At 64.7% G+C, this 22,540-nt stretch carries 16 protein-coding genes; 6 read left to right on the forward strand and 10 right to left on the reverse strand.

The window, feature by feature from the left end; translation table 11 throughout:
- Positions 1-2: 2 nt before the first annotated feature.
- The 4 genes from LPW11_RS11570 to LPW11_RS11585 all read right to left on the reverse strand — a co-directional run bounded on the left by LPW11_RS11570 (position 3) and on the right by LPW11_RS11585 (position 3,120).
- Complete coding sequence (locus LPW11_RS11570; RefSeq protein ID WP_230994047.1) at positions 3-944, reverse strand: TerC family protein; 942 nt, start codon at positions 942-944, stop codon at positions 3-5.
- Between the two features lie 74 nt (positions 945-1,018).
- The gene (locus LPW11_RS11575) at positions 1,019-1,483 is read right to left on the reverse strand and encodes an NUDIX domain-containing protein (protein ID WP_230994048.1); all 465 of its coding nucleotides are present in this window, start codon (positions 1,481-1,483) and stop codon (positions 1,019-1,021) included.
- A 30-nt stretch (positions 1,484-1,513) separates the two neighbouring features.
- Positions 1,514-2,896, reverse strand: a complete 1,383-nt coding sequence (locus tag LPW11_RS11580; protein WP_230994049.1) for a TldD/PmbA family protein — start codon at positions 2,894-2,896, stop codon at positions 1,514-1,516.
- Entirely contained in the window at positions 2,896-3,120 is a 225-nt protein-coding gene (locus LPW11_RS11585) for a DUF4911 domain-containing protein (protein ID WP_230994050.1), read from the reverse strand. Before LPW11_RS11585 ends, LPW11_RS11580 begins: the two co-directional genes overlap by 1 nt.
- Before the next feature lie 177 nt (positions 3,121-3,297).
- On the opposite strand from LPW11_RS11585, the gene LPW11_RS11590 reads away from it, so the two are divergent.
- The 5 genes from LPW11_RS11590 to LPW11_RS11610 all read left to right on the forward strand — a co-directional run bounded on the left by LPW11_RS11590 (position 3,298) and on the right by LPW11_RS11610 (position 14,868).
- Positions 3,298-4,542 (forward strand): COG1470 family protein, encoded by a 1,245-nt coding sequence (locus LPW11_RS11590; RefSeq protein WP_230994051.1) that lies wholly within the window; start codon positions 3,298-3,300, stop codon positions 4,540-4,542.
- Positions 4,543-4,623: 81 nt separating this feature from the next.
- Positions 4,624-10,719, forward strand: a complete 6,096-nt coding sequence (locus tag LPW11_RS11595) for an OmpA family protein (RefSeq protein WP_230994052.1) — start codon at positions 4,624-4,626, stop codon at positions 10,717-10,719.
- Positions 10,716-11,942 (forward strand): hypothetical protein, encoded by a 1,227-nt coding sequence (locus tag LPW11_RS11600; RefSeq protein ID WP_230994053.1) that lies wholly within the window; start codon positions 10,716-10,718, stop codon positions 11,940-11,942. Before LPW11_RS11595 ends, LPW11_RS11600 begins: the two co-directional genes overlap by 4 nt.
- Positions 11,943-12,124: 182 nt before the next feature.
- Positions 12,125-13,906 (forward strand): ATP-binding protein, encoded by a 1,782-nt coding sequence (locus LPW11_RS11605; protein ID WP_230994054.1) that lies wholly within the window; start codon positions 12,125-12,127, stop codon positions 13,904-13,906.
- Positions 13,907-13,920: 14 nt separating this feature from the next.
- A complete protein-coding gene (locus LPW11_RS11610) occupies positions 13,921-14,868 on the forward strand; it encodes a GGDEF domain-containing response regulator (protein WP_230994055.1) in 948 nt (315 codons plus the stop codon).
- On the opposite strand, the gene LPW11_RS11615 is transcribed toward LPW11_RS11610, so the two are convergent.
- The 6 genes from LPW11_RS11615 to LPW11_RS11640 form a co-directional block, all read right to left on the reverse strand.
- Positions 14,859-15,752, reverse strand: a complete 894-nt coding sequence (locus LPW11_RS11615; protein ID WP_230994056.1) for a polysaccharide deacetylase family protein — start codon at positions 15,750-15,752, stop codon at positions 14,859-14,861. The two genes, LPW11_RS11610 and LPW11_RS11615, sit on opposite strands and share 10 nt — an antisense overlap.
- A 158-nt stretch (positions 15,753-15,910) precedes the next feature.
- Complete coding sequence (locus tag LPW11_RS11620) at positions 15,911-16,951, reverse strand: bifunctional UDP-4-keto-pentose/UDP-xylose synthase (protein ID WP_230994057.1); 1,041 nt, start codon at positions 16,949-16,951, stop codon at positions 15,911-15,913.
- A gap of 114 nt (positions 16,952-17,065) precedes the next feature.
- A complete protein-coding gene (locus LPW11_RS11625; RefSeq protein WP_230994058.1) occupies positions 17,066-18,016 on the reverse strand; it encodes a formyltransferase in 951 nt (316 codons plus the stop codon).
- 2 nt (positions 18,017-18,018) lie between these two features.
- Positions 18,019-19,002: a glycosyltransferase gene (locus LPW11_RS11630; RefSeq protein WP_269145333.1), complete on the reverse strand. Its 984-nt coding sequence runs from the start codon at positions 19,000-19,002 to the stop codon at positions 18,019-18,021.
- A gap of 18 nt (positions 19,003-19,020) precedes the next feature.
- Positions 19,021-20,184, reverse strand: coding sequence for a DegT/DnrJ/EryC1/StrS family aminotransferase (locus LPW11_RS11635; protein WP_230994059.1), 1,164 nt, complete (start codon positions 20,182-20,184; stop codon positions 19,021-19,023).
- Between the two features lie 147 nt (positions 20,185-20,331).
- Positions 20,332-21,561, reverse strand: coding sequence for a peptidase U32 family protein (locus LPW11_RS11640; RefSeq protein WP_230994060.1), 1,230 nt, complete (start codon positions 21,559-21,561; stop codon positions 20,332-20,334).
- 213 nt (positions 21,562-21,774) lie between these two features.
- Between LPW11_RS11640 and ybgF the strand changes: the two genes are divergently transcribed.
- The gene (ybgF, locus tag LPW11_RS11645; RefSeq protein WP_230994061.1) at positions 21,775-22,527 is read left to right on the forward strand and encodes a tol-pal system protein YbgF; all 753 of its coding nucleotides are present in this window, start codon (positions 21,775-21,777) and stop codon (positions 22,525-22,527) included.
- Positions 22,528-22,540: the final 13 nt, after the last annotated feature.

Here is a 22,540-nt window from a genome sequence, read left to right on the forward strand (position 1 = left end):
TCTCACTTCCCCTTCGGGGCGTGCCCGTGCTTGCCATGCATCTTGTCCGCCACGAGTGACACAACGATCGAAAGAACGAGCGTCCCGATGATCACGCCGAGGGAGACGTGCAGCGCGATGGGGTACAGGTCGCTCACGATCATCTTCACCCCGACAAAAGCGAGGATGAAGGAGACCCCGAGCTTCAGGTACCTGAACATGTCCACCACATGGGCGAGGAGGTAGTACAGGGAGCGCAGTCCCATGATGGCGAAGACGTTGGAGCTGTACACGATGAAGGGATCTCGTGTGACCGCAAGGACCGCCGGGATCGAATCGACCGCGAAGATGACGTCGCTCGACTCGACCACCAGAAGTGTCAGGAATAGAGGGGTTACCGCGGTGACTCCATTTCTTCGGACGAAGAAGCGGTCGCCATGCTGCCTCTTCGTCACCGGGAAGCGGGTGCGCACCAGTCGCACGAGGAGATTTTTCTCCGGCTCAATCTCGTCGTCTCCGCCGAAGCACATCTTGATCCCCGTCACCACAAGGATCCCGCCGAAAAGGTAGACCATCCAGTGAAACTTCTCCATGAGCCCGATCCCCATGACGATGAAGACCGCCCTCATCACGAGAGCGCCGAGGATGCCCCACTTGAGGATCTTCGGCTGGTGGGCGCGGCTTACCTTGAAGTAGGAGAAGATCATGATGAAGACAAAGAGGTTGTCTACGGAGAGAGATTCCTCGATGACGTAGCCGGTGAAAAACTCCAGCGCCTTCACCTTGCCGAGGAAATACCAGACGGCGCCGTTGAAGAGAAGGGCCAGGGATACCCAGACGGTGGTCCACAAAAGCGCCTCACGAAACTTTATTTCGTGGCTATGGCGGTTGACCCAGAGATCGATCACAAACATAACGGAAACAACGGCTACAAAAATAATCCACATCAAGCTCTGGGATGACACTAGCGCTCCTTCTTATAAAAAGGACACCGTACGGTGTCTTGATCTGCACGTGAAAGCCTGCTTTCCACCGGCCGCTACGGCGCGTCGAGGAGTGCACACAACTCGTCTATGAAACCTGCCTGCCCCTTGATTATCTTCTCCCGGGCCAACTGAAGCGGAAACCAATCTGCCTTGTCCACCTCGGGAAACTCCGACTGCAGACCCGATTTTGGCGGCCACTCCATGGTAAATGTGTTGCTGTGCGCCTTCGCGGGGTCGCAGTCACCCTCGAACGCCCAGGCGCTGATCGTCTTCCCCCCCGGCTGCTTCAGCGGTGTGAGCTTGCGGTACGGCTCCCGCGGCTGCACACCGGTTTCCTCTTCAAATTCCCGCTTTGCGGCCTGCAGCGACTCTTCCCCCTCGAGGCACTCCCCCTTCGGTATCGTCCACGCTCCGAGATCCTTCCCTCTCCAGAAGGGCCCTCCGGGGTGCACCAGAAAGAGCTCGATACCGGACGCCCCGTACCGGAACATCAGAAGCCCCGCGCTCTTCTTCGCCATGGCGTCTCCTGTGGGGCCGCCTGCTGAGGATCAGGCGGCGCCGCCGACGGTGATCCCGGAGATAAGGAGCGTTGGCTGGGCGTCCGCGACCGGCACCCCTTGCCCGTCCTTGCCGCAGGTTCCTATGCCAAAGCCGAGGTCGCTCCCCACCATGGTGATCGCCTTCAGCACCTCCGGACCGTTCCCCGTAAGGGTCGCCCCGCGCACCGGTTCACCTATGATCCCGTTTTCGATGAGGTACCCTTCGGAGACCTCGAAGACGAAGTTGCCGTTGGTGGTGTTCACCTGGCCCCCCCCCATGCGCCGCACGAAAAGCCCCTGCTGCACCGTTTTCACGATCTCGTCCGGTGCGGAGCTTCCGGGGGCGATGAGGGTGTTGCTCATCCTCACGATCGGCCTCATGCGGTACGACTCTCTCCTCCCGTTCCCGGTGGAGGCGCAGCCGTCCTTCATGGCGGAGAGCCGGTCGTACATGTACCCCTTCAGGATGCCGTTTTCCACGAGGATGGTGCGCTGCCCCGCCGTCCCTTCGCTGTCGAAGAAGAAGGAGCCGCGCGCGTTGGCGATGGTGGCGTCGTCGACGACGGTGACAAGGGGGCTCGCCACCTCTTCTCCGATCCTCCCCGCGTACACGGATGTCCCCGCCTGCACGAGATCCGCTTCCAGTCCGTGCCCGATCGCCTCGTGCACCATCGTCCCCCCCGCCTCGGAGGAGAGGACGACCGGGAAGGTGCCGCCGGGGGACTTGCGGGCGCCCAGCATCATGACGCCGCGTGCCGCCGCCTTCAGCGCCTGCTCCTCAGGGGAGGCGCCATTGAAGAGCTCGAAGCCGCGCAGCGCCCCGAGAGGCTCGTACCCGGTCTGCACGATCTCGCCGTCCTGCGCCACGACCTGCACCGTGAAGAGGGTGGAGGTGGCGTGGTCCTCGCTGAACTCGCCGAGCGAATTGGCGCACTGCGTCCGCACCCGGTTGTCGCGGTACATCGCCATGACCTGCCGCACCCGGCGGTCGTAGCCGCGGGCCGCGCGGTCGGCGCGGGTTACCAGCGCCACCTTCTCCTGGAGGGGGATACCGTCCGGCGCGATCTCCACGGGGAAGCCGGCGCTGACCCTTTTCTCGGTGAGATCGATGGAGCCGCCGAAGGCCCCGCCCCGCACCCCTCTGCTGAGGGTGTCGGCCAGGGCGAGGAGCGCCTCCTCGGTGAGCTGGTTCGTGTAGGCGTACGCGGTGGAGAGGTCGCTGACGACCCTGATGCCGATCCCCCGGTCAGCGGCGGAGAGAACACGCTCCACCTTCCCGTCGTCGCACAGGACCGCGTTGTAGGAGGAGTCCTCGAAGTAGATGTCGGCGAAGTCCCCCCCTGCGGAGAGGGCCCGGCGCAGGATCCGCTCGATGTCGAATCTATCCAGCACTACTGACCTCCCTCGGTCACCTCGCTGACCGCTATCTCCCCGGAAATGGCGCCTATCAGTGCCGCGACGTCCCCGGCAAACGGAACGGGTGTCTCCACCCGCACGATCGCTCCCTTCGGGTCGACCGTGCTCATGGTGCACATCCCCTCGTACCCTTCCAGTATGAACTTCAGATAGACCAGATCCTTCGGTGCGACCCGGTACAACCTGCTGCAGCACTCCATCATATCCTCCCTGACGGCGGCCTCAAGCCGCCCCAGATTTCTTGATACCACTTGGCAGGTGAAAAGACAATTTTTCTTTGACGCGTTGCCTGGAGAGGGCGATCTGATATCTTTTGTGGTATGCCATTAGATATAATTAATAAACTATTTGTCTCTATTTTTCGGAGGGTTGCGCCCGTGACGGCGGCGCTGGCGGGCTTTTGCACCGTCTGTTTCGGAGGCGTCGATGCGGCGCTCGCCGCCTTTCAGCCGGACCTTTCCATTAAAATCGCGACGGAGCCGGACTCCACCTATCTGGACGAGGGAGTGTACGAGCACAACGTCGCCGTCGTCCAGGTAAAGTCCCAGGGAGCGGCACAGGGTGTGGCGGCGCAGTACCGGATAAAGATCAGAAATGCCGGAGATGCGGAGGACACCTTCAGGATCACCGGCGCCGGGAGCAGCAGCGGCTATACGGTGCAGTATCTCGATGAAAGCGGCGCGGACCGCAGCGCCGAGATCGGCGCAGGGATGACCACCGCGCCCCTTCCCGCCGGCGGCAGCACCTACCTTACCCTCAAGGTCACGCCGTCGGCCCAGCCGCTGGCCCTCAACTTCGAGGTGCCGGTCCGCGCCCTCTCCGTCGCCGACGCCACGAAGGCGGACACTGTGAAGAGCGCCACCTGCTCCACCGGGAATGTTGCCGCGGTGGTGGTAAGCTCCCCGCCGGACCAGACCTCTCGCCCAGGTACTGTCGTCGTCTACCCCTATACCGTTACCAACACCGGTAACAGCGCGAACTCTTTCACCCTGAACGCCGCCGGCAGGTGGCAGGGGACCCTTTACGCCGACGACGGCGCCGGCGGCGGGGTGGCCGGGGACGGCACGCGGCAGCCGGGGGAGGGGAGCCTTGCGCTCTCCACCGGGGTGCTGGAGCCGGGGGGGAGCTACCGCCTCTTCCTGGCCGTTACCATCCCGGCCGATGCGGTGAACAGCACCTACAGCGAGCACATCCTCACCGTCAGCGGCACCGGAGCGAGCGTGTCGGACCGGGTCACCACCGCGGCGATCGCCCCGGCCCTCTCTCTCGCCGACACCGTGCGCAACCTCACCCGCGGTGGCGTGTACGGCACGACGGCGGAGGCGGCTCCGGGGGACACCCTGGAGTACCGGCTCGCGGTAACCAGCAGCGGCAGCTTCGACGCCACCGACGTGGTGGTGAGAAGCGATGTACCTGCGAACACCAAATTTCTCAGCGGCTCCCTTCTGGTCAGCAACGCCCCCTCCAGCGCGATTGGCGGCTGCTCTCCGGCCTGCGGGGAGGCGGCGGAATCGTCCGGCACGATCGCCGCCTTCCTCGGGGAAGGGGCCACGGCGGGGTCGGGAGGTACCCTGCCGGTGGGGAAGACGCTGTATGTGTACTTCCGTGTGCAGGTTCTCTGATACTGCAGTGACGGTGACCGGAAGAGGAGGGTCGGAGGGGCGTCGGGCCCTTCCGTTATGTGATCATGGAGGGACGACGGTATGCTGCGTGGGGCGCACAGGTTATCGAGCCTCGGCAGGAGAGTGTGGTGGGGCCTGCTCCTCCTCCTCTCCTTTCCACCGTCCGCTTCCCCCCTCACCCCTGCGGGAACGCTGATTTACCACTCTTTTCGCGGCAGTTACACCTCCCCTGCGCAAACGGCCCTCTCCAACGCGAGCGTCGTCACGGTGAAGGGGCTCTCCGACCCCACCATAGTCCCGCCACGCAGCGCCGCCTCTCCCACAGGGGTCCCGATCGACTTCCTGCACACCATAACGAACCGTGCAAACTTCCCGGACCGCTTCCTGCTGAAGGTGGCGAGCCAGCGCGCGCAGGCGGCTACCGGCGTCCCCCCCTGCAGGACCGCCTTCTACTCCGCCGACCGGAAGACCGCACTGGTGGACGGCGATGGCGACGGGTACCCGGAAACCGCGTTCGTGGCGCCGGGTGGCTCCCTCGACGTGGTGCTGAGGGTCACCCCGGCGGCAGGGAGCGAAGGGGTGGTGGAGTCCTTTACCGTCACCGCCGTGTCGCTGCAGCTCTCTTCGGCAAGTTCCACCGTGCGGGACCAGCTCACGGTCCTCCAGGCAGGGGCCTGGGATCCGCCGGTGAAATCGGTCTCCCCCACCGGAACGGTCCTTCCCGGCGCGCTCCTTACCTACACGGTCTCCTTTGCCAACCACAACACCTCGCCGGTGAACTCGGTGGTCATCACCGATACTCTCGACCCGCACCTCGCATACGTGGCGAACTCCGCTGCGTTCCCGGCCGGCCTCGGGGGGACCGCCTCCTTCGACGGCGCCTCCCGCACCGTCACCTTCCAGATCCCGGCGGTGCCGGCGGGGTACGAGGGGAGCGTCACCTTCCAGGCGCGGGTGAGCGGCGACACCGCCGGCTACACGATCGCCAACAGTGCATTCATGGGAAGCGAGCTCTCCGACCAGCAGGTCCCCTCGAACCGGGTGGAGAACCCGGTGACCTCGGAAATCCTGCGTATCACCAAGACCTCCACCGCTGCGGCTGCCGAGGCCGGGGACATCGTCTCCTACACGGTGCGGGTGGAAAATGTCGGCGTCGCCCCGGTCTCCCACGTAACGATCTCCGACGTCCTCCCGAGCGGTTTCCGTTACCTGAAGGGCTCCAGCACCTTAAACGGCGCCAGCCTCCCCGATCCGCAGATCTCCGGGCGCGAGCTCATCTGGGACATCGGGAGCGTGGGGCCCGGCGAGGTGCGCCTCCTCTCCTACCGAACGGTAATCTCCGTCGATGCCCCTACAGGGTATGGGACGAACTGGGTCCGCGGCAGCGGCACGATGCCCGCCGGATCGACAGCCACCGCCACCCCGGCGAGCGCGACTGTGAAGATCCGCTCCAGCATCCTCGGGGACAAGGTGGTCATCCTCGGGCGCGTCTTTGCGGACCGCAACGGGAACGGCGTCCCGGACGCGGGTGAGGGTGGGGTCGCGGGAGTCCGCATCTATCTCGAAGACGGCTCCTTCGTCTTCACCGACGAGGCAGGGCAGTACTCCTTCACCGGAGTCTCTGCGGGGCTCCACGTGGTGAAGATCGATTCCACCACCCTCCCCGGGGTCTACGTCCCGGTCCCCTACAACACCGCGTTTGCAGGGATCGGCTGGTCGCAGTTCGTCAATCCGCCGTTCGGCGGCCCGGTCCGCGGCGACTTCGCCCTCGCCGAGCGGGAGATTCCGGTAGCGCCGCTGGTGCCTCCGCCACCTTCCCTCGCGGTGCCGATGGATCCCTTTACCCTTCAGCCCCCCTTCCCGCCGCTGCCCCCCTCGGCAAATCCTCCCCTTGCGCCGGCCGCCCCCCCTGCCGGAGGTGCGCCGGGGAGGGGAGCTCTGCTGCCGAAAGAGGAAGAGAGAGTGGCTGCACAGCGCGAGGTGGCGGTGGGGCCCCCCGCGCGGCTGGTGGTGACGCCGGACAGGGTAGACATCCCGGCCGACAGCAGGAGCACCGTCCCCTTCCACGTCGAGATCCTCACCCGCGACGGGAAGAGGGTTGCCGGCGAGCGGCTGGTGACGGTGACCCTTGCCAAGGGGGCGATCATCGAGGGTGACGCGGCTCCCGAGCTTCCGGGGTACCAGGTGCTGGCACGGGACGGCTCCGCACTCTTCCACGTGCGCTCCACCGCGCTATCGGGGCAGGACGAGATGGTGATCGCCCTCGAGCGCCTGCGGGGGCGGGTCGACCTCTACTTCACCTCGGAGCTGCGCGACTGGATCGTCGTCGGCCTTGGCACCTTCAACGCGGGGTGGAACTCGCTGAGCGGCCATCTCGAGCCGGACGAGCCCCCGGACAGGGGGATCTACCACGATGAAAGGCTCGCCTTCTTTTCCAAAGGGAAGATCCTCGGGAAATACCTCCTCACCGCCGCCTACGACTCGGACAAGGTCCGCCCGGACGGCATATTCCAGCAGATCGATCCGGAGAAGTACTACCCGGTGTACGGCGACGCCAGCGACATAGGGTACGAGGCGCAGTCCAACAGCCGCTTCTTCGTGAAGCTGGAGGCGGGGCGCTCTTCTGCCTTGGTGGGGGACTACCGCACCGATCTCTCCGAAAACGAGTTCTCCCGCTACGACCGCGCGCTAAACGGCGTCAAGGTGGAGCTAAAGGGCAGGTACGCGAGCGTGACCGGCTTTGAGAGCAAGACCTCCGAGGGAAACAGCAGGGAGGAGTTTCGCGGCAACGGCACCTCGGGGTACTTCTTCCTCACGGTGAAGCCGGTCCTGGAAAACAGCGAGCGGGTGCGGGTCGAGGTGCGGGACCGCTACCACTCCGAGCAGGTCCTCTCCACGGCGCAAAAGCTGCGCTTCGGCGACTACACCATCGACTACAACACCGGCGCGATCCTCTTCAAGGAACCGATCCCCTCCCTCGACCGCGACCTGAACCCGGTGTACATCGTGGTGACCTACCAGGGGGCGAACGGCGGAACGGAGCGCTACGTCTACGGCGGCCGCGGCGTCCTGAAGGGGCCGTGGGAGTCGGTTTTCGGCGGGACGGCGGTTGTGGAGGAGGCCGATATCAAGAACAGCACCCTCTTCGGGGTGGACGGCGCCCTGAAGATCGGGGAGCGGATTTCCCTGCGAGGGGAGGGTGCGCAGAGCGACAGTCTCGAGCGCGGGCGCGGCACCGCCTGGAAGATCGACCTCCTCGCCAACCCGTTCGACGCCCTCGAGCTCGGCGCCTACTACCGGAAGGTCGACGACTCCTTCTTCAACAGCTCCATGACCGGCAGCGAGATCGGCACCGAGAAGTACGGCGGGCTGGCCAACTGGCAAGTCGGGGCGAGCCGCCTGAAGGGGGAGAGCTTTGTGCAGAAGGATCCTTTCGGCACCTCCCTCTTTGGTAACGAGATCAGCGTGCAGCGGCGCTTCGGCAGCTTCGACACCGAAGGTGGTTTCAAGAGGATCGAGGAGGAGAAGGAGGGGGTGAAGGGGCATTCCGACATTCTCTTCGCAGGGTTCCACACGGCGCTTACCCCGTCCCTCGACGCCACGGTGAGGCGCGAGCAGCTCCTCTCCTCCAGCCCGATCCACGAGTACCAGACAAAGAGCCAGTTGAAGCTCGACTATCGCCTCTCCGCGTGGACCCACGCCTTCCTCACCGAGGAGTACCAGGAGGGGGCTCCCGACCTGCGCCAGTCGACACTCTTCGGGATGGAGACGCGGCTCTCCGACCGGGTGCGCCTTACCACCGGCTACCAGCTGCAGCGCGGCGACACGGGGCCGAGCGACCACGCCAACGTCGACGTCAACTCGACCTTGTACCGGGAGGGGGCATTCACCCTCAATTCGCGCACCGGGTACCAGCTGGAAAACGCCCTGTCCGAGGAGAGGGGGCAGGCGATCCTGGGGCTGAGCGGCCGCTACGAGATCCGCAAAGGGACCTTTCTAAACTCCACTTTCGAGCGGGTGGAGACTGTGTACGGGGAGGGTGGGACCGGAACCGCCTTTACGGTGGCGGGGGAATACCTGCGGGAGGAAGGGCACAAAGTGACCGGGCGCTACGAGATCAAGGACGGCTCGGGGGAGACCAATTCCCTCTACGGGGCGGGGATCGCCTGGAAAGCGACCCCCTCCTGGACGCTCCTGGGGAAGGCGACCTTCTGGGACCGCGACGCCTCCGCCGGCCACGACCGGCTCCTCGACAGCTACCTTGGCGGCTCCTTCCGGCCGCTGTACGACAATCCCTGGCAGCTCCTGACCCTCGCCCGCTTCAGGATCGACGACAAGGGGAGCGTCCCCGGCGGCGAGCGGGTGCGAAGCCTCGTCCTCTCCTCGGAGCCCACCTACCGCATCAACAGGAGGTGGAGCGCCCAGGGGAAGTACGCCGGGAAGGTGAGCTGGCAGAGGATCGCCGGTGAGGAGTTCCAGGCCTACACCGACCTCTTCCTCGCCGGCGGCGCGTACGACCTCGACGAGCGGTGGGAGCTCTCCCTCTACCTGAAGCTGACAAACCAGTACGACACCGGTTACCACGGCATCGGCGCGGTCGGCAGCGCGGGGTTCCGCATCCTCCCGGACGTCGTCCTCCTTGCCGGCTACAACTACTCCCGCATCGACGACCGCGACCTCACCGGGGAAAGTTTCCAGTCCCAGGGTCCGTTCGTGGGGGTGAAGGTGAAGTTCGACGAGCAGATCTTCCAGTCGGGTGAGCGCCGCGTCCAGGCGGTCCCGCTCCCTGCCCCCCCTCCCCCCGCAGCGCCGGCAGCGGCACCGGCAGCCACGCCCGCAGCCGCACCGGTCGCGGCGCCCCCACCGGCTCCGGCGCCAAAAGCCGTCCCCGTCCTCTACCTCGCTGCGGCCGGAGAAGACGAGCCGCTGCAGCTCTCCGGAAGCGCCGAGCTCTTCACGCTCCTCGTCAATGGCGATCCGGCGCGGCTCTCCACCAGCGCCATCAAACTGGAGAGGAGAAAGCTCGCGGGGTCGGTGAACATGAAGAAGGGGACAAAGAAGCTGGAGAACCCGGTCGAATTCGGGATATCCCTCGACGGGGCGCAAAATGTCGCGCGCTGGCGCTTCACCATCAGCGACGATGCCGGAAAGGCGGTGCGCACGATGGCGGGGGGGGGCGCCCCTCCTGCGAGCTTGAAGTGGGAAGGGGAGGTGGAGAGCGGCACACTGGTGTCGGGGCAGATCTACCAGTACCAGATCGAGCTCGAGCACCCCGACGGCTCCACCTTTGCCAGCGCCCGCTATCTCTTCGGCGTCGGCACCGACAGTGTCATCGTCCTCTCTGTGGCGGGGGGCGCCTTCGCCTTCGACTCCAGCAAGCTGACCCCGAAAGCGAAGAAGCTCCTGAGCCAGGTGGCGGTCGATATCAAGGCGCACCCGAAAGAGAAGGTCATCGTCGAGGGGCACACCGACAGCATCGGCACAGAGAGGTACAACATGGCCCTTTCCTGGAGAAGGTGCGATGCAGCTGCAGACTACCTGCAGGAGGTGGAGAACATTCCGGCGCGCCGCCTGAAGCGCGATCCGCGCGGCGAGCGCTATCCGATCGCCACGAACGAGACGGAGGAGGGGAGGAGCGAAAACCGCCGTGTCGCCATCAAGGCGAACTTCCCGTGGCGGGCGGCGAGGGAGCCGGATGACCGGTACCGCACGAAGCCGTACGCCATCATCAACGACCGCCGCCTCGATGTGGACGAGCAGGGGCGCTTCGCCACGGCGGTACCCGCCGACCTCCCGCTCCTGAAGGTGGAGATGGGGGATTCGCAGGGGAGAGTACTGAAGACGCGTCTCCCGGTTCCGGCGCTCGCGCTGAGGGCGCCGGCAGGGGAGACGGAGGTGCAGTACGGAGGGAGCACCGCCGGCTACTCCGTCGATTCGACTGGGGTGGCGAGCTGCATCCTCACCGGCGTCACCAATCCTGGGAACAGGGTGGAGGTGGATGGCGAGGGGGTGGCGGTAGCCCCTGACGGATCGTTCTCCGTGCACCTCCCGCTGAAGGGTGGAGAGAACGTCTTCGGGCTCATCCTCAGAAACGACAGCGGCTGCTCGCGCCTCAACAACGTGCGTGTGCGCAGCAGCGCGAAGGCTCCGGCGCTGGAGAGCCGGCTCGCGCCATGACGCGGCTGCGGGGGTGGAAAAAGGGGGCGGCGCTCGCCGCCGAGGCGGTGGCCTCCCTTTTCATGGTCCTTGCCTCCTTCGGCCTCTTCATGGCGATCCTCTACCACTTCTTCCCAACCGGAACGCCGCTGCGCGAATTCATCGAGGACGAAGGGTCCGGTGCTTCGCGACCTGGCCCGGAGGAAAAGAAGCCGCAGGCGACCCTTGCTTCTCTCTTGCGGGACGTGCGGTGCAGAAGGGGAAACTCGGTGGCGTGGGGAGCGGCGCGCACCGGCATGCCCCTCTTCACCCAGGACGCCGTGCAGACCTTCGACCGCTCCGAGGCCTGCATCCTCTTCAACTCCAGGGACCAGCTCACTCTCGGGAGCAATTCGCTCGTCCTGGTAAACGGGGGGTGGGACGCGGAAGAGCAGGGGGCGCGCACCGTCCGGGTGGCGGTGAGCGGCGACGTGCGGGGAAGGATCTCCGGGAGCGGGAAAGTGACGCTCGAATTGTCCGCCGCAGGGCGCGTTGCCCGCATCGGGGGGAAGGGTGCCGACTTTCGCATCACCCACAAGACGAGCCGCTCTGCCACCCTCACCGTATATGCCGGCGAGGCGGAGGTCGTCGGAGCACGAGGGGGGGTGCGGGTGACCCCGAATCACGGCGTCCTCCTCACCCCGGGGAGCCGGGGTGTCACCACCTTCCAGATCCCCGGGGCTCCTCTCCCCACCGGGCCGGGGCGGACGCTGTACCGCTTCCGCGAGCTTCCCCCCAAGCTCGAATTCAGCTGGACCGGCGCCAAGGGGGAATACCATTTCCAGCTCGCGAAGGACGAGCGCTTCCAGCGGCTCGTGAAGGACCTGCGGGTGGACGATCCCCGGTGCACCGTCGGCTTCATGGAGCAGGGTGTCTACTTCTGGCGGGTGAGCCGGGTGGAGCAGGGGGCGGAAGGCCCCTTTGGCCGGACCGGGCGGATCGAGCTGCAGGAGCGCACGGCGCGCCCCACGCTGAAGGTCGAGTTCCCGCCGAAGCAGATGGAGACGGAATCGTGCACCGTCACGGGGTCCACTGACCCGGGGATCCGCATCTACGTGAACGGCACCGAAGCCGAGACGAGCGGTGACGGGAGCTTTAGCGCCACGGTGGCGCTGAAGCGCGGCGTCAACCTCATGCGGGTGGAGGCGGTCGACGAGGCCGGGAACGCCAGCTACGCCTCGCGGGTCGTGTACGGGAAGTTCTAAAGTATCAAGGAAGATTTCGTGAGGTTCGCGAGACCCTGCCCCTCCCCCCTTGCGGGGGAGGGGCAGGGTGGGGGTGCAGGTGCCACAAGTTCAGAAGGTGGCAGCTTCACCCACCCCCTGCCCCCCTCCCGTCAAGGGAGGGGGAACGTGAGCCCTGACGATTTTCAGGAGGGGGAGCTGTCATGCGAGAGAAGCTCAAGTTTCCGCTCAGGTTCAAGATTCTGGTGGCCCAGCTCCTGGTGGTGACCGTGGTGCTAAGCCTCATCACCTTCACCATGGCGAAGCTCTTCCATACGGACAAGACCGCCTACATCCACGACCTGACCTCCACGATGGCTGTGCACATCTCGGAGGAGGCGAACTCGCTTCTCGTGGGGTACCGGGAGAGGGTGCGCCTCTTTGCCCGGGTCATGGCGCAGGAGGGGGGAGAGGAACGGGAGCGGGTTCTGAGGACCCTCTTCGAGGAGTTCCCGGAATTCATCATGGTGAGCCGGAGAGGCTCCGGCGCGGAGGAAACGGTGTACAACTCCGGCACTCTCTCCGAATACGGACTCACCAAAGAGGACCTCCAGAAGTACCGCGCCGCCCACCCGCTCCCCGCGCGGCTGAGCGCCGGGGAGCCGTACCTGGAAAACTCCACCCTGACGCCGAAGCTCCCGACCCTTACCGTGACGGTCCTCGATGGGGAGGAGGGGCGCCCGGTGACCGTCTCCGCCGTCATTCGGCTGGCGAAGCTGCAACGGCTGGCGCACCGCTCCCGGGTCTTCGAGACCTTCCTCCTGGACAGGACCGGTACCCTCATGGCGCACAGTGACCCCCGAAAGATCGCCGGGCATCTCCCCCCCCTGTGGCGGGAGCGGCTGAAGAAGATCCAGAGTCCCGGGATGACCATGGAGTACGAGGAGCGCGGCAAGGGGATGGTCGGAGGGTTCGCGCCGGTGCGCGTCGGGGGGATAACCGCGGTGGTACAGATCCCGAAGAGTGCAGCCTACCTTACCTCCCGGGAGATCCTCGGCGACCTGCTGACTCTCTCGCTCCTTCTTCTTGCCGGCGCGGCGCTTCTGAGCATGGTCTGGTCCCGCAAGCTCACCCGCCCCATCGAGGAGCTTTCCGACGCCACGCGGGTGGTGGCGCAGGGGAATTTCCAGGTGGAGCTGGTAAATTCATCAGGCGACGAGATAGGGGCCCTCGCCTCTTCCTTCAACACCATGGCGAAAGAGCTCATGAGCAGGGAGAAGTCGCTGAAGGAGCTGTACGGGCAGCTGATCCAGTCGGAGAAGATGGCTGCCTTCGGGGCGCTCGGTGCCGGGATCGCGCATGAGGTGAAGAACCCGCTGGCGGGGATACTGGGGATCACCCAGCTCTCCCTGCGGGGGGTGGACGAGGGGCACCCGCTGAAGAAGAACCTCCTCATCATCGAGAAGGAGACGAAGCGGTGCAAGACGATCATCGAGAACCTGCTGAAGTTCGCCCGCCAGGAGCAGGTGGAATTCACCCCGGTGGACGTCACCCAGGTCGTGGCGGACGCCCTGGCGATCGTGGACCATCAGCTCGGCATAAACAACGTGACGGTGGAGAAGGATCTGGAGGAGGGGCTCCCTCCCTGTCGCGGCAACGCAAACCAGCTGCAGCAGGTGCTGATGAACCTGATGATCAATGCCCAGCAGGCAATGGACGGGAACGCAGGGAAGGTGCGGGTGTGCGCCCGCAGGGGGGAGGAGGGGACCGTGGAGCTGACGGTGTGCGACAACGGCCCCGGCATCCCCGAGGAGGTGAAGGCGAGGGTTTTCGAGCCGTTCTTCACCACGAAGCCGGCGGGGAAGGGGACGGGGCTCGGGCTTTCGGTAAGTTACGGCATCGTGAAGGATCACGGCGGCGAGATACGGATCGAGAACGGCGCAGAAGGCGGAACGGTCTTCGTAATCACACTCCCAGCGGGTGAGGAAGCGGCCGCCGTGGCGTAAGCAAAGGAGGCGATATGGACCTTTTGGTTGTGGACGATGAGGAAACCTTACGAAGCGTTGTGTCGCAGGTGCTGAGCGCGGACGGCTTCAAGGTGGCGGAGGCCGCCAGCGGAGAGGAGGCGCTCGAGGCCTTCCGGGAGCAGGCCCACCCCCTGGTGATAACCGACATCAGGATGGGGGGGATCAGCGGGATCCAGCTCCTTACCGAGATCAAGGAGCAGAGCCCGGACACCCAGGTGGTGATCATGACGAGCCACGCCTCCCTCGACAGCGCCATAACCTGTCTGAGAGCCGGCGCCTACGACTACCTCATAAAGCCGTTCGAGAGTCTCGACCTCATTTCGGCGGTGGCGGGGAGGGCGGCGGAGAAGGCGCGGCTGGTGGCGCAGAACAGGGATCTCCTGGCCCAGCTTAAAAAGGCGAACGAGGAGCTGCAGGCGGCAAACGACGTGCTGAAGGAGATCGCGGTGCGGGACGGACTGACCGCGCTGCACAACCACCGGCACTTCCAGGAGGCGCTGGCGGCGGAGGTGGCGCGGGCGAAGAGGTACCAGAGCCAGTGCTCCGTCATCTTCCTCGATGTGGACAACTTCAAGATCTACAACGACACCCACGGGCACCCGCAGGGGGACCGGCTCCTGCGCACGCTGGCGGAGATACTGACTTCGCAGCTGAGGTGCACCGATCTGGCGGCGCGCTATGGGGGGGAAGAGTTCGTGGTGATGCTCCCCGAGACGGCGAAGGAGGCGGCGCTGAAGATCGCCGAGATGCTGCGGCAGAGGGTGGAGGCGCACGACTTTGCAGGGGGGGCGACGCAGCCGCTGGGGCGGGTCACCATAAGCCTCGGCGTCGCCTGCTTCCCGGAGGACGGCGACGACCCTGCGGCGATCCTGGAGTATGCCGACCAGGGGCTGTACAAGGCAAAACACGGCGGGAAGAACCGGGTGGTCGGCTACCCCTGAACCGCAACGAGCCCCGCGCGCCCCGGTATCTCACCCATGGAGAGGGGCGCCTCAGGGGCAGTTGCACGGTGCTCTGCGGCAACTTCGCGAAGGGTCGCGAAGCGCACTCCCCTCTCCTGCAGCTTTTTGAGGAGATCGACAAAGGAGGCGGAGAGGACCCCACCTTCCATCTCGGCGTGGATGGTGTGGACGTTCAGTCCGGGGAGGAGGCGGGAGAGGTAGAAGTCGTTCACGTTTTCGGCGGTGATTCCGCCGGTGCCGAGGATCTCGTCGAGGGTCGGCCAGGTCGTCGGGATCTGCAGCGTGTTGTAGCGGCGCCCCTCAAAGAGGGGGTAGAAGGGGGAGTGCCCCCTGCTGTCGCTGCAGTAGTCGAGGGCGAGGGAGTCCTGGAAGGCGAGGGAGCGGGCCGAGACGGTCCAGCCGGGGGCGGCGACGCTTTTCACCGGTTCCCCCACGATCTCCCTGAAAAGTTCGGTGGCGCGTCCAAGTGTGGCGGCCACCTTTTTTTCGTCGTAGCGCGGCAGGTAGTCGTGCCAGTCCACGTGATCCCAGCAGTGCACGCCGGTCTCGTGCCCCTGTGCGGAGGTCTCCTTCAGGATGTGGGGGAAGGAGGAGGCGATCCGGGGGGCGGGGAGGAGCGTCCCGTACAGCATGGTGCGCACACCGTAGGCGCCGGGAGCGCCGGTGCGAAGCATCTTCTGCAGGAACCCCTTCCGCGTGAAGACGCGGCGCAGCGCCTTTCCGGAGTTGTCCGGTCCCATGGAGAAGTAGTACGTCGCCTTCACCCCCGCCTTTTCCATGATCTCCAGGAGGCGCGGCACGCCGTCGCGGGTTCCGGCGTAGGTGTCGACGTCGACTTTCAGAGCTACAGTGAATTGGTGCATCGTGTGCTTTCCTGGGCGAAAACGTGCCCTTGTAGGCCGGAATAAGCGGTAGCGTTTCCGGCATTCGTTGCCGCGCGACCTCGTCTTTGTGGACCGCCGGGAACGCCTGGCGGCTTATCCCGGCCTACATGGACTCCATTGACGCCATGCAGCCACCCTTACAGCAGGTGCTCGATCTTTTCCCGCTGCTCGATGAGGTAGAAGTCGAGCGTGCTGCGCAGCGCGTCGTCTATCGTCGTGGCGGGCTCCCACCCGAGCCGCTCCTTCGCGTTCTTCACCGAAGGGACGCGGGTCAGCATGTCCTGGTATCCCTTGCCGTAGAAGCTGTCCGAGGTGGTCTCCACGATCTGGCAATTTTCCGCCTTCTCCCGGTATTCCGGATATTCCCGCACCATGTCGCGCAGCTTGAGTGCCAGCTCCTTCACGGAGAGATCGTTCGTGGGATTGCCGATGTTGAAGATCCCGTTGTCCGCGCCGCCCTCCCTGTTCTCGATGATCCTCATGAGGCAGTCGATGCCGTCCTCCACGAAGGTGAAGGAGCGCCGCTGGTTGCCGCCGTCCACGAGGAGGATCGGCTCCCCCGCCACGATGTTGTACAGGAACTGGGTAAGGACCCTGGAGCTCCCTTCCTTCGCGGTGGAGATGGAGTCGAGCTTCGGTCCGATCCAGTTGAAGGGGCGGAAAAGGGTGTACTGCAGCCCTTCGTGCTCACCGTAGGCGTAGATCACGCGGTCGAGCATCTGCTTCGCGCAGGAGTAGATCCAGCGCTCCTTGTTGATCGGGCCGAGCATGAGGGGGGAGTTCTCCTCGTCGAACTCGGAGTCGGGGCTCATGCCGTACACCTCGGAGGTGGAGGGGAAGATGACCCTTTTCTTGTATTTCACGCACTGGCGGATGATCTTCAGGTTCTCCTCGAAGTCGAGCTCGAAGACGCGCAGCGGGTCCTTCACGTAGGTGACGGGGGTGGCGATCGCCACCAGCGGCAGTACCACGTCGCACTTCTTGATGTTGTACTCGATCCACTCCTTGTTGATGGTGATGTCACCTTCGAGGAAGTGGAAGCGGGGGTGCCCGATGGAGTGCTCCAGCTTGTCGTCGCTCATGTCGAGGCCGTACACTTCCCAATCGGTGGTATCGAGGATCCTCCTGGTGAGGGCGTTGCCGATGAAGCCGTTCACGCCCAATATCAGCACTTTCATTTGTATCTCCAGTCTCTTCTGTTTTTGATGCCGCCCCGTGCGGAAAGGGGGGCAAATACCTCTAAATGGCGAGAGCCGGAATCACCCGGCTCATTCGTGAATGCGAAAAAGGGTTTACTGCGCGGCCGCGCTCTGCACTGCCGGTGCCTCGTCGGAAAAGGTGCGCCCCACGAGGTCCTGCTGCATGGCGTAGACCGGTCCCTGCTCCTCCGGAGCTTCCTCTTCCTGCAAGACGCCGATCTGCAGGAGCCCGTCCCCTGTCCCGACGAGGAAAGGGGAGGCGCTGACGATCTTCCCGGGCTCGGCGCTCCCCTCCACCGGGGTGGCGCTCCAGATGATGATCTTTTTCCCGTCCAGGTGGGTGAATGCTCCGGGGTAGGGGTGGGTGACTCCGCGGATCAGGTTGTAGATCTCCCGGGCGCTTCTCGACCAGTCGATGCGGCCGTCGGCGGGGCGCCTCCCCCCGAAGTAGCTCCCCTGCGAGAGATCCATCGGCGTTCTCGACGCCGTTCCCTGCACGAGCAGGGGGTAGGCGCGGGAGAGGACCGCCACGGCGGCGTCGGTTACCTTGTTGAAGACGTCGAAGGCGGTGTCGGTAAAGGCGATCGGCACCTTCTCCTGGTCGACGATGTCGCCGGCGTCCGGCTTCTCCGTCATGTAGTGCAGCGTCGCGCCGGTCTCTTCCTCGCCGTTGATGATCGCCCAGTTCACCGGCACCCGCCCGCGGTACTTCGGAAGATAGGAGCCGTGCAGGTTCAGCGCGCCGCGCGCCGGAATCTCCAGCACCTCGGGGCGGATCATGTTGCGGTAGTAGAAGGAAAAAAGGAAGTCGGGGGATATCTCCCGCAGGAGTTCCACGTTCTCCCTCAGGTTTATGTCGGAAGTGAGCACCGGGATGCCGTGCTCCTCGGCGAGCTCGCGCACCGAGGCGAACCAGATCTCCTCACTCGGGGCGTCGTCGTGGGTAAATACAAGCGCCACCTCGGCGTCCTGCCGGATCAGTTCCTCCAGGCAGCGGTAGCCGACGTTGTGATAGGCGCAGACGACCAGGACGTTCGATTTCATCATCACCTCGTCACCTTCAGTCCCGCCGCCGTCGCTTCTGCCGCGTCGAAACCGTGCACCCTGCGCACCACGTAGCGCGGTCTCCTGCGCACTTCCTGGTAGATCCGCCCCACATACTCGCCGACGATGCCGATCCCGAAGATGATGATCCCGACGAAGAAGAAGAGGATGGCGAAGAGGGTGAAGACCCCTTCCACCTCCGCCCCGATGACGAAGCGGCGCACCAGGAGGAAGATGGCAAAGGCCATCGATGCGAGGGAGGTGCAGATCCCCATCAGGGCGAAAAGCTGCAGCGGCACCACGGAAAAGCCGGTCATCAGGTCGAAGTTCAGGCGGATCAGCTTGTACAGCGAGTACTTGCTCTCACCTTCGCTGCGCTCCGCGTGGGCGACCTCGATCTCCACCGGGTTCGCCGCAAAGGTCTGGGCGAGCGCCGGGATAAAGGTCGTCGTCTCGCTGCAGCGGTTTATGTTATCGACGACGTTTCTGGAGTAGGCGCGCAGCATGCAGCCGTAGTCGCTCATCTGCATGCCGGTCATCTTGTTGGTGGTGATGTTGACGATCCGGGAGGCGGCCTTGCGGAAAATGGTGTCGCGCCTCTTCATGCGGATGGTGCCGACGACGTCGTGCCCCTTCTCGATCTGCGCCACGAGCTTCGGGATCTCTTCCGGCGGGTTCTGCAGGTCGGCGTCCAGCGTCACCACGATCGCGCCGCGGCTGAGCTCGAAGGCGGCGAGAATGGCCATGTGCTGCCCGAAGTTGCCGTTGAACTCGATGACCCGCACCTCGGGGATCTCTTTGGCGAAGGACTTGAGGATCCGCAGCGTGCCGTCGCGGGAGCCGTCGTCGGTGAAGATGATCTCGAACGGGGTATCCATCCCTCGCAGGACCGGCAGGATCCTGTCCATCATCTGAGGGAGGTTCTTCTCCTCGTTGTAGGCGGGGATGACAATACTTATATATGGGGTTTCTTCGAGCTGGTTCACTGCTTCGGGTCCTTCCCTTTAGCGTCTGTTTGCGGCAATCACGTCCTTCACGGCGGCAACCACGTCCCGGGCGTCATCCGGCGTCATGAGGGGGAAGAGCGGCAGGGAGAGGATCCTCTCGGAGGCGTAGTCGGCTACCGGGAGCTCTCCTGCGGGGATGCGCAGCGTCTCCTGGTAGTAGCTGTGATGGTGGATCGCCTTGAAATGGAGTCCGGTGCCGATGTTGCGGGCCTTCAGCTCCACCATGAAGCGGTCGCGGTCGATGGAGAGCTCCTCGATGCGTACCAGCGGGGTGTACAGGTGCCAGGCGTGGCGGTGCGGGTAGGGGACGAGCGAGGGGGTGGCGATCTCCGGTACCTCCGCAAAGGCGTCCTGGTAGATCTGCGCGAGCTCCTGGCGCTTTCCGATGAAGCCGTCGAGCTTGTCGAGCTGGTGCAGGCCGAGCGCCGCCTGCAGGTCCATCATGTTGTACTTGAACCCGGGGAGCACGATGTCGTAGTTCGGCGTGCCGCTCGCCTCGTAGCGCTTCCACGCCTCGCGGTTCATGCCGTGGAACTTCATGAGGGAGATTTCCTCCGCCATCTGCTCGTTTGCGGTGGCAACCATCCCCCCCTCTCCGGTGGTGATGTTCTTTATCGGGTGGAAGGAGAAGACGGAGACGCTATTCAAGGATCCGATGCGCTTCCCCTTGTACTCGGTGCCGATGGCGTGCGCCGCGTCCTCGATGACTGCGATGCCGTGCTCTGCCGCGATGGCGAAGATGGCGTCCATGTCGCACGGCTGACCGGCGAAGTGCACCGGGATGATTGCCTTCGTGCGCGGGGTGATGCGGGCGCGGATCTTTTCCGGGTCGATATTGAGGGTGCCTGGCTGGATGTCGGCGAGGACGGGGGTGCCGCCGCTTTGCAGGATCATCGTCACGGTGGCGGCGAAGGTCATCGGGGTGGTGATGACTTCGTCCCCGGGCGCGAGCTTCAGGGCGAGGAGTGCGAGGTGCAGCCCCGCGGTCGCGGAGGCGAGGGGAACGGCAAAGGGAGCGCCGGTGTAGCTCTTGAAGGCCTCCTCGAAGCGCTTCACCTTCGGGCCGGTGGTGATCCACCCGCTGCGCAAGGAGTCGACGACCTCGTTTATCTCCTCATCACCGATGGTCGGTATGGAAAATGGCAGAAATGTCTCGCGCACGGCGTATCCTCCTTCTGATGAAAGCAGTGAATATTGCATGAATGGCCGGCACGGTCAAACCTTTTCGGGCCGGGAAAGGCGCCTGCGCCGTAAACAGACGGTTTCGTCATCTTCCCGTCATCGTGCGAGCCGCGGCCGCGGGAGGGATCAGCGCTCCGCTGCCGCCGCACCCTTTTCGCGGCGGATGAGATCGAACTCCCCCGCCCCCGCGATACCTTCCACGAAGACCGTCTGGTTCGGGTGCGCCGTCGCGAGCTCCTCCCCTTCGGCGCCGGTCATCCTCGTCAGGGTGAAGGGTGTCGAGGAGCACCCCTTTCCTATGAGTTCCAGCCGGTCTCCGAGCTCTATGCGGTTTCGCACCTTGAGCTCGGTCTTCCCGCCGGGGGCCGGCCCCTGCACGAGCGCCACGAACTCGTAGTTGCGCACGTAGCGGGAGAGGTACTCGTGGTCGAGGTCGCGCGGTTTTCCGAGGAGAAAGCCGGTGCTGTAGCCGCGATGGCTGATCTTGCTGAGCTCTTCGAGCCACTCCCGCTTTACCTGGAAGTTTTCAGGGTCCTCGCAGTAGGAGTCGATCGCTTCCCGGTACACCCGCACCACGGAGGCGACATAGTAGATCCCCTTCATGCGCCCCTCGATCTTCAGCGAGCTCACTCCGCTCTGCACGATGTCGGGGAGCTGCTCGAGGAGGCAGAGGTCCTTCGAGTTGAAGATGAAGGTCCCCCCCTCCTTTTCCTCGACCGGGAAGTACTCACCGGGCCTGGTCTCCTCCACGATGGCGTAGTTCCAGCGGCAGGGGTGGGCGCACTCGCCGCGGTTGGCGTCGCGCCCGGCCATGGCGCTGGAGAGGAGGCAGCGGCCGGAGTAGGAGATGCACATGGCGCCGTGGATGAAGACCTCCAGCTCCGCCTTCGTGCGGGCTGCGGTCTGGCGGATCTCCTCCAGCGACATCTCGCGGGCGAGGTTCACCCGGGCCACGCCGAAGCGCTCCCAGAAGAGGACGCTCTGGAAGTTCCTGGTGTTCGCCTGCGTGGAGAGGTGGATCTCCCGCTGCGGCGAGATCTCCCGGATGAGGGCGATGACGCCGGGGTCGGCGGCGATGTAGGCGTCGCAGGGGAGGGGATCGAGCTCCCGCAGCACCCCTTCCAGTTTTTCAAATTCATCGTTCACCGGGAAGGAGTTGAGGGTGAGGTACACCTTGACGCCGCGGGCATGGGCGTAGTCGAGTGCGTACTTCAGCTCCTCAATGGAGAAGTTCTGGGCGAGATTCCTGAGGCTGAAGGAGTTGAGACCGAGATACACCGCGTCCGCGCCGTAGCGGATCGCGACCTTGAGCTTTTCCATGTTCCCGGCAGGAGCGAGCAGTTCCGGTTTCTTCAATGGTTCCTCTTCGACTTTGACTGTGCGTATATAGAATTGCCGCGCTGGGACTCATCCCGCTGGAGGGGGGGAGCGAGGTGCGGGGTCAGGGCAAGTGCGGCCAGAAGCGGATCATAGCACAGCGGCAGCTGGTAATGAACCGTAAAGGTGCTTTCTCCTTGACATTGACAATAGGATAGTTTTAATTATGTTGATTTTTGACCGGGAGGGGTGATGGGAAGGAGATTTTGGCCAATTATCAGTATCTTTTGCCTCGTCACGGCCGGTTGCGCCGGGAGCGAGACGGTGCTGCGCAAGCAGGTGGAGATGGAGGGGACGATCGAGCAGCTCACCCGGCAGGAGAAGGCGCTCGACGCCCGCATTGCCGAGCTTTCCCGCGAGTTGCGTGATCTGCAGCAGAGGATGAAGGGGACGGAGGCCGATGTAGACGCCATCCGTCCCGGCCTGGACCAGCTGAAGGCTTCCAACGACGCCCTGTACCAGCGCCTTGCGGAGCAGCAGCCGTCCTCCCCGGGGGGAGAGGTGCACCCCCAGCGGGTCGAGGCGCAGGCCGATGGCACCGTCGCGCACCCGGTCGCCGTGGCCGCCGCCGAGAAGGGGGGGCAGGAGGCGTATGCCCGCGCCTTTGCCGTGTACAGCCAGGGAAACTACCCCCGCGCGATCGAGGCATTCGAAGCGTTCGTGCGCGCCGAGCCGCAGAGCGAATTCGCGCCGAACGCCTTGTACTGGGCCGGTGAGTGCTACTACGCCCAGAAGCTGTACGACAGCGCCCTCAAATCGTTCCAGAGAGTGGTGAGCGAGTATCCGAAGGCGCGCAAGGTGCCGGACGCCATGCTGAAAGCCGGTTTCTCCCTCATTGGCCTCAAGGACCCGGTCCGCGCCCGCGGCGAGCTGCAATCGCTGGTGGAAAAGTATCCGAAGAGCCCGGCTGCCGTAAAGGCGAAGGAAAAACTGGGGCACCTGTAGCCCCCGAAGAGGA

This window comes from Geomonas sp. RF6 (assembly GCF_021044625.1).
Classification (GTDB): domain Bacteria; phylum Desulfobacterota; class Desulfuromonadia; order Geobacterales; family Geobacteraceae; genus RF6.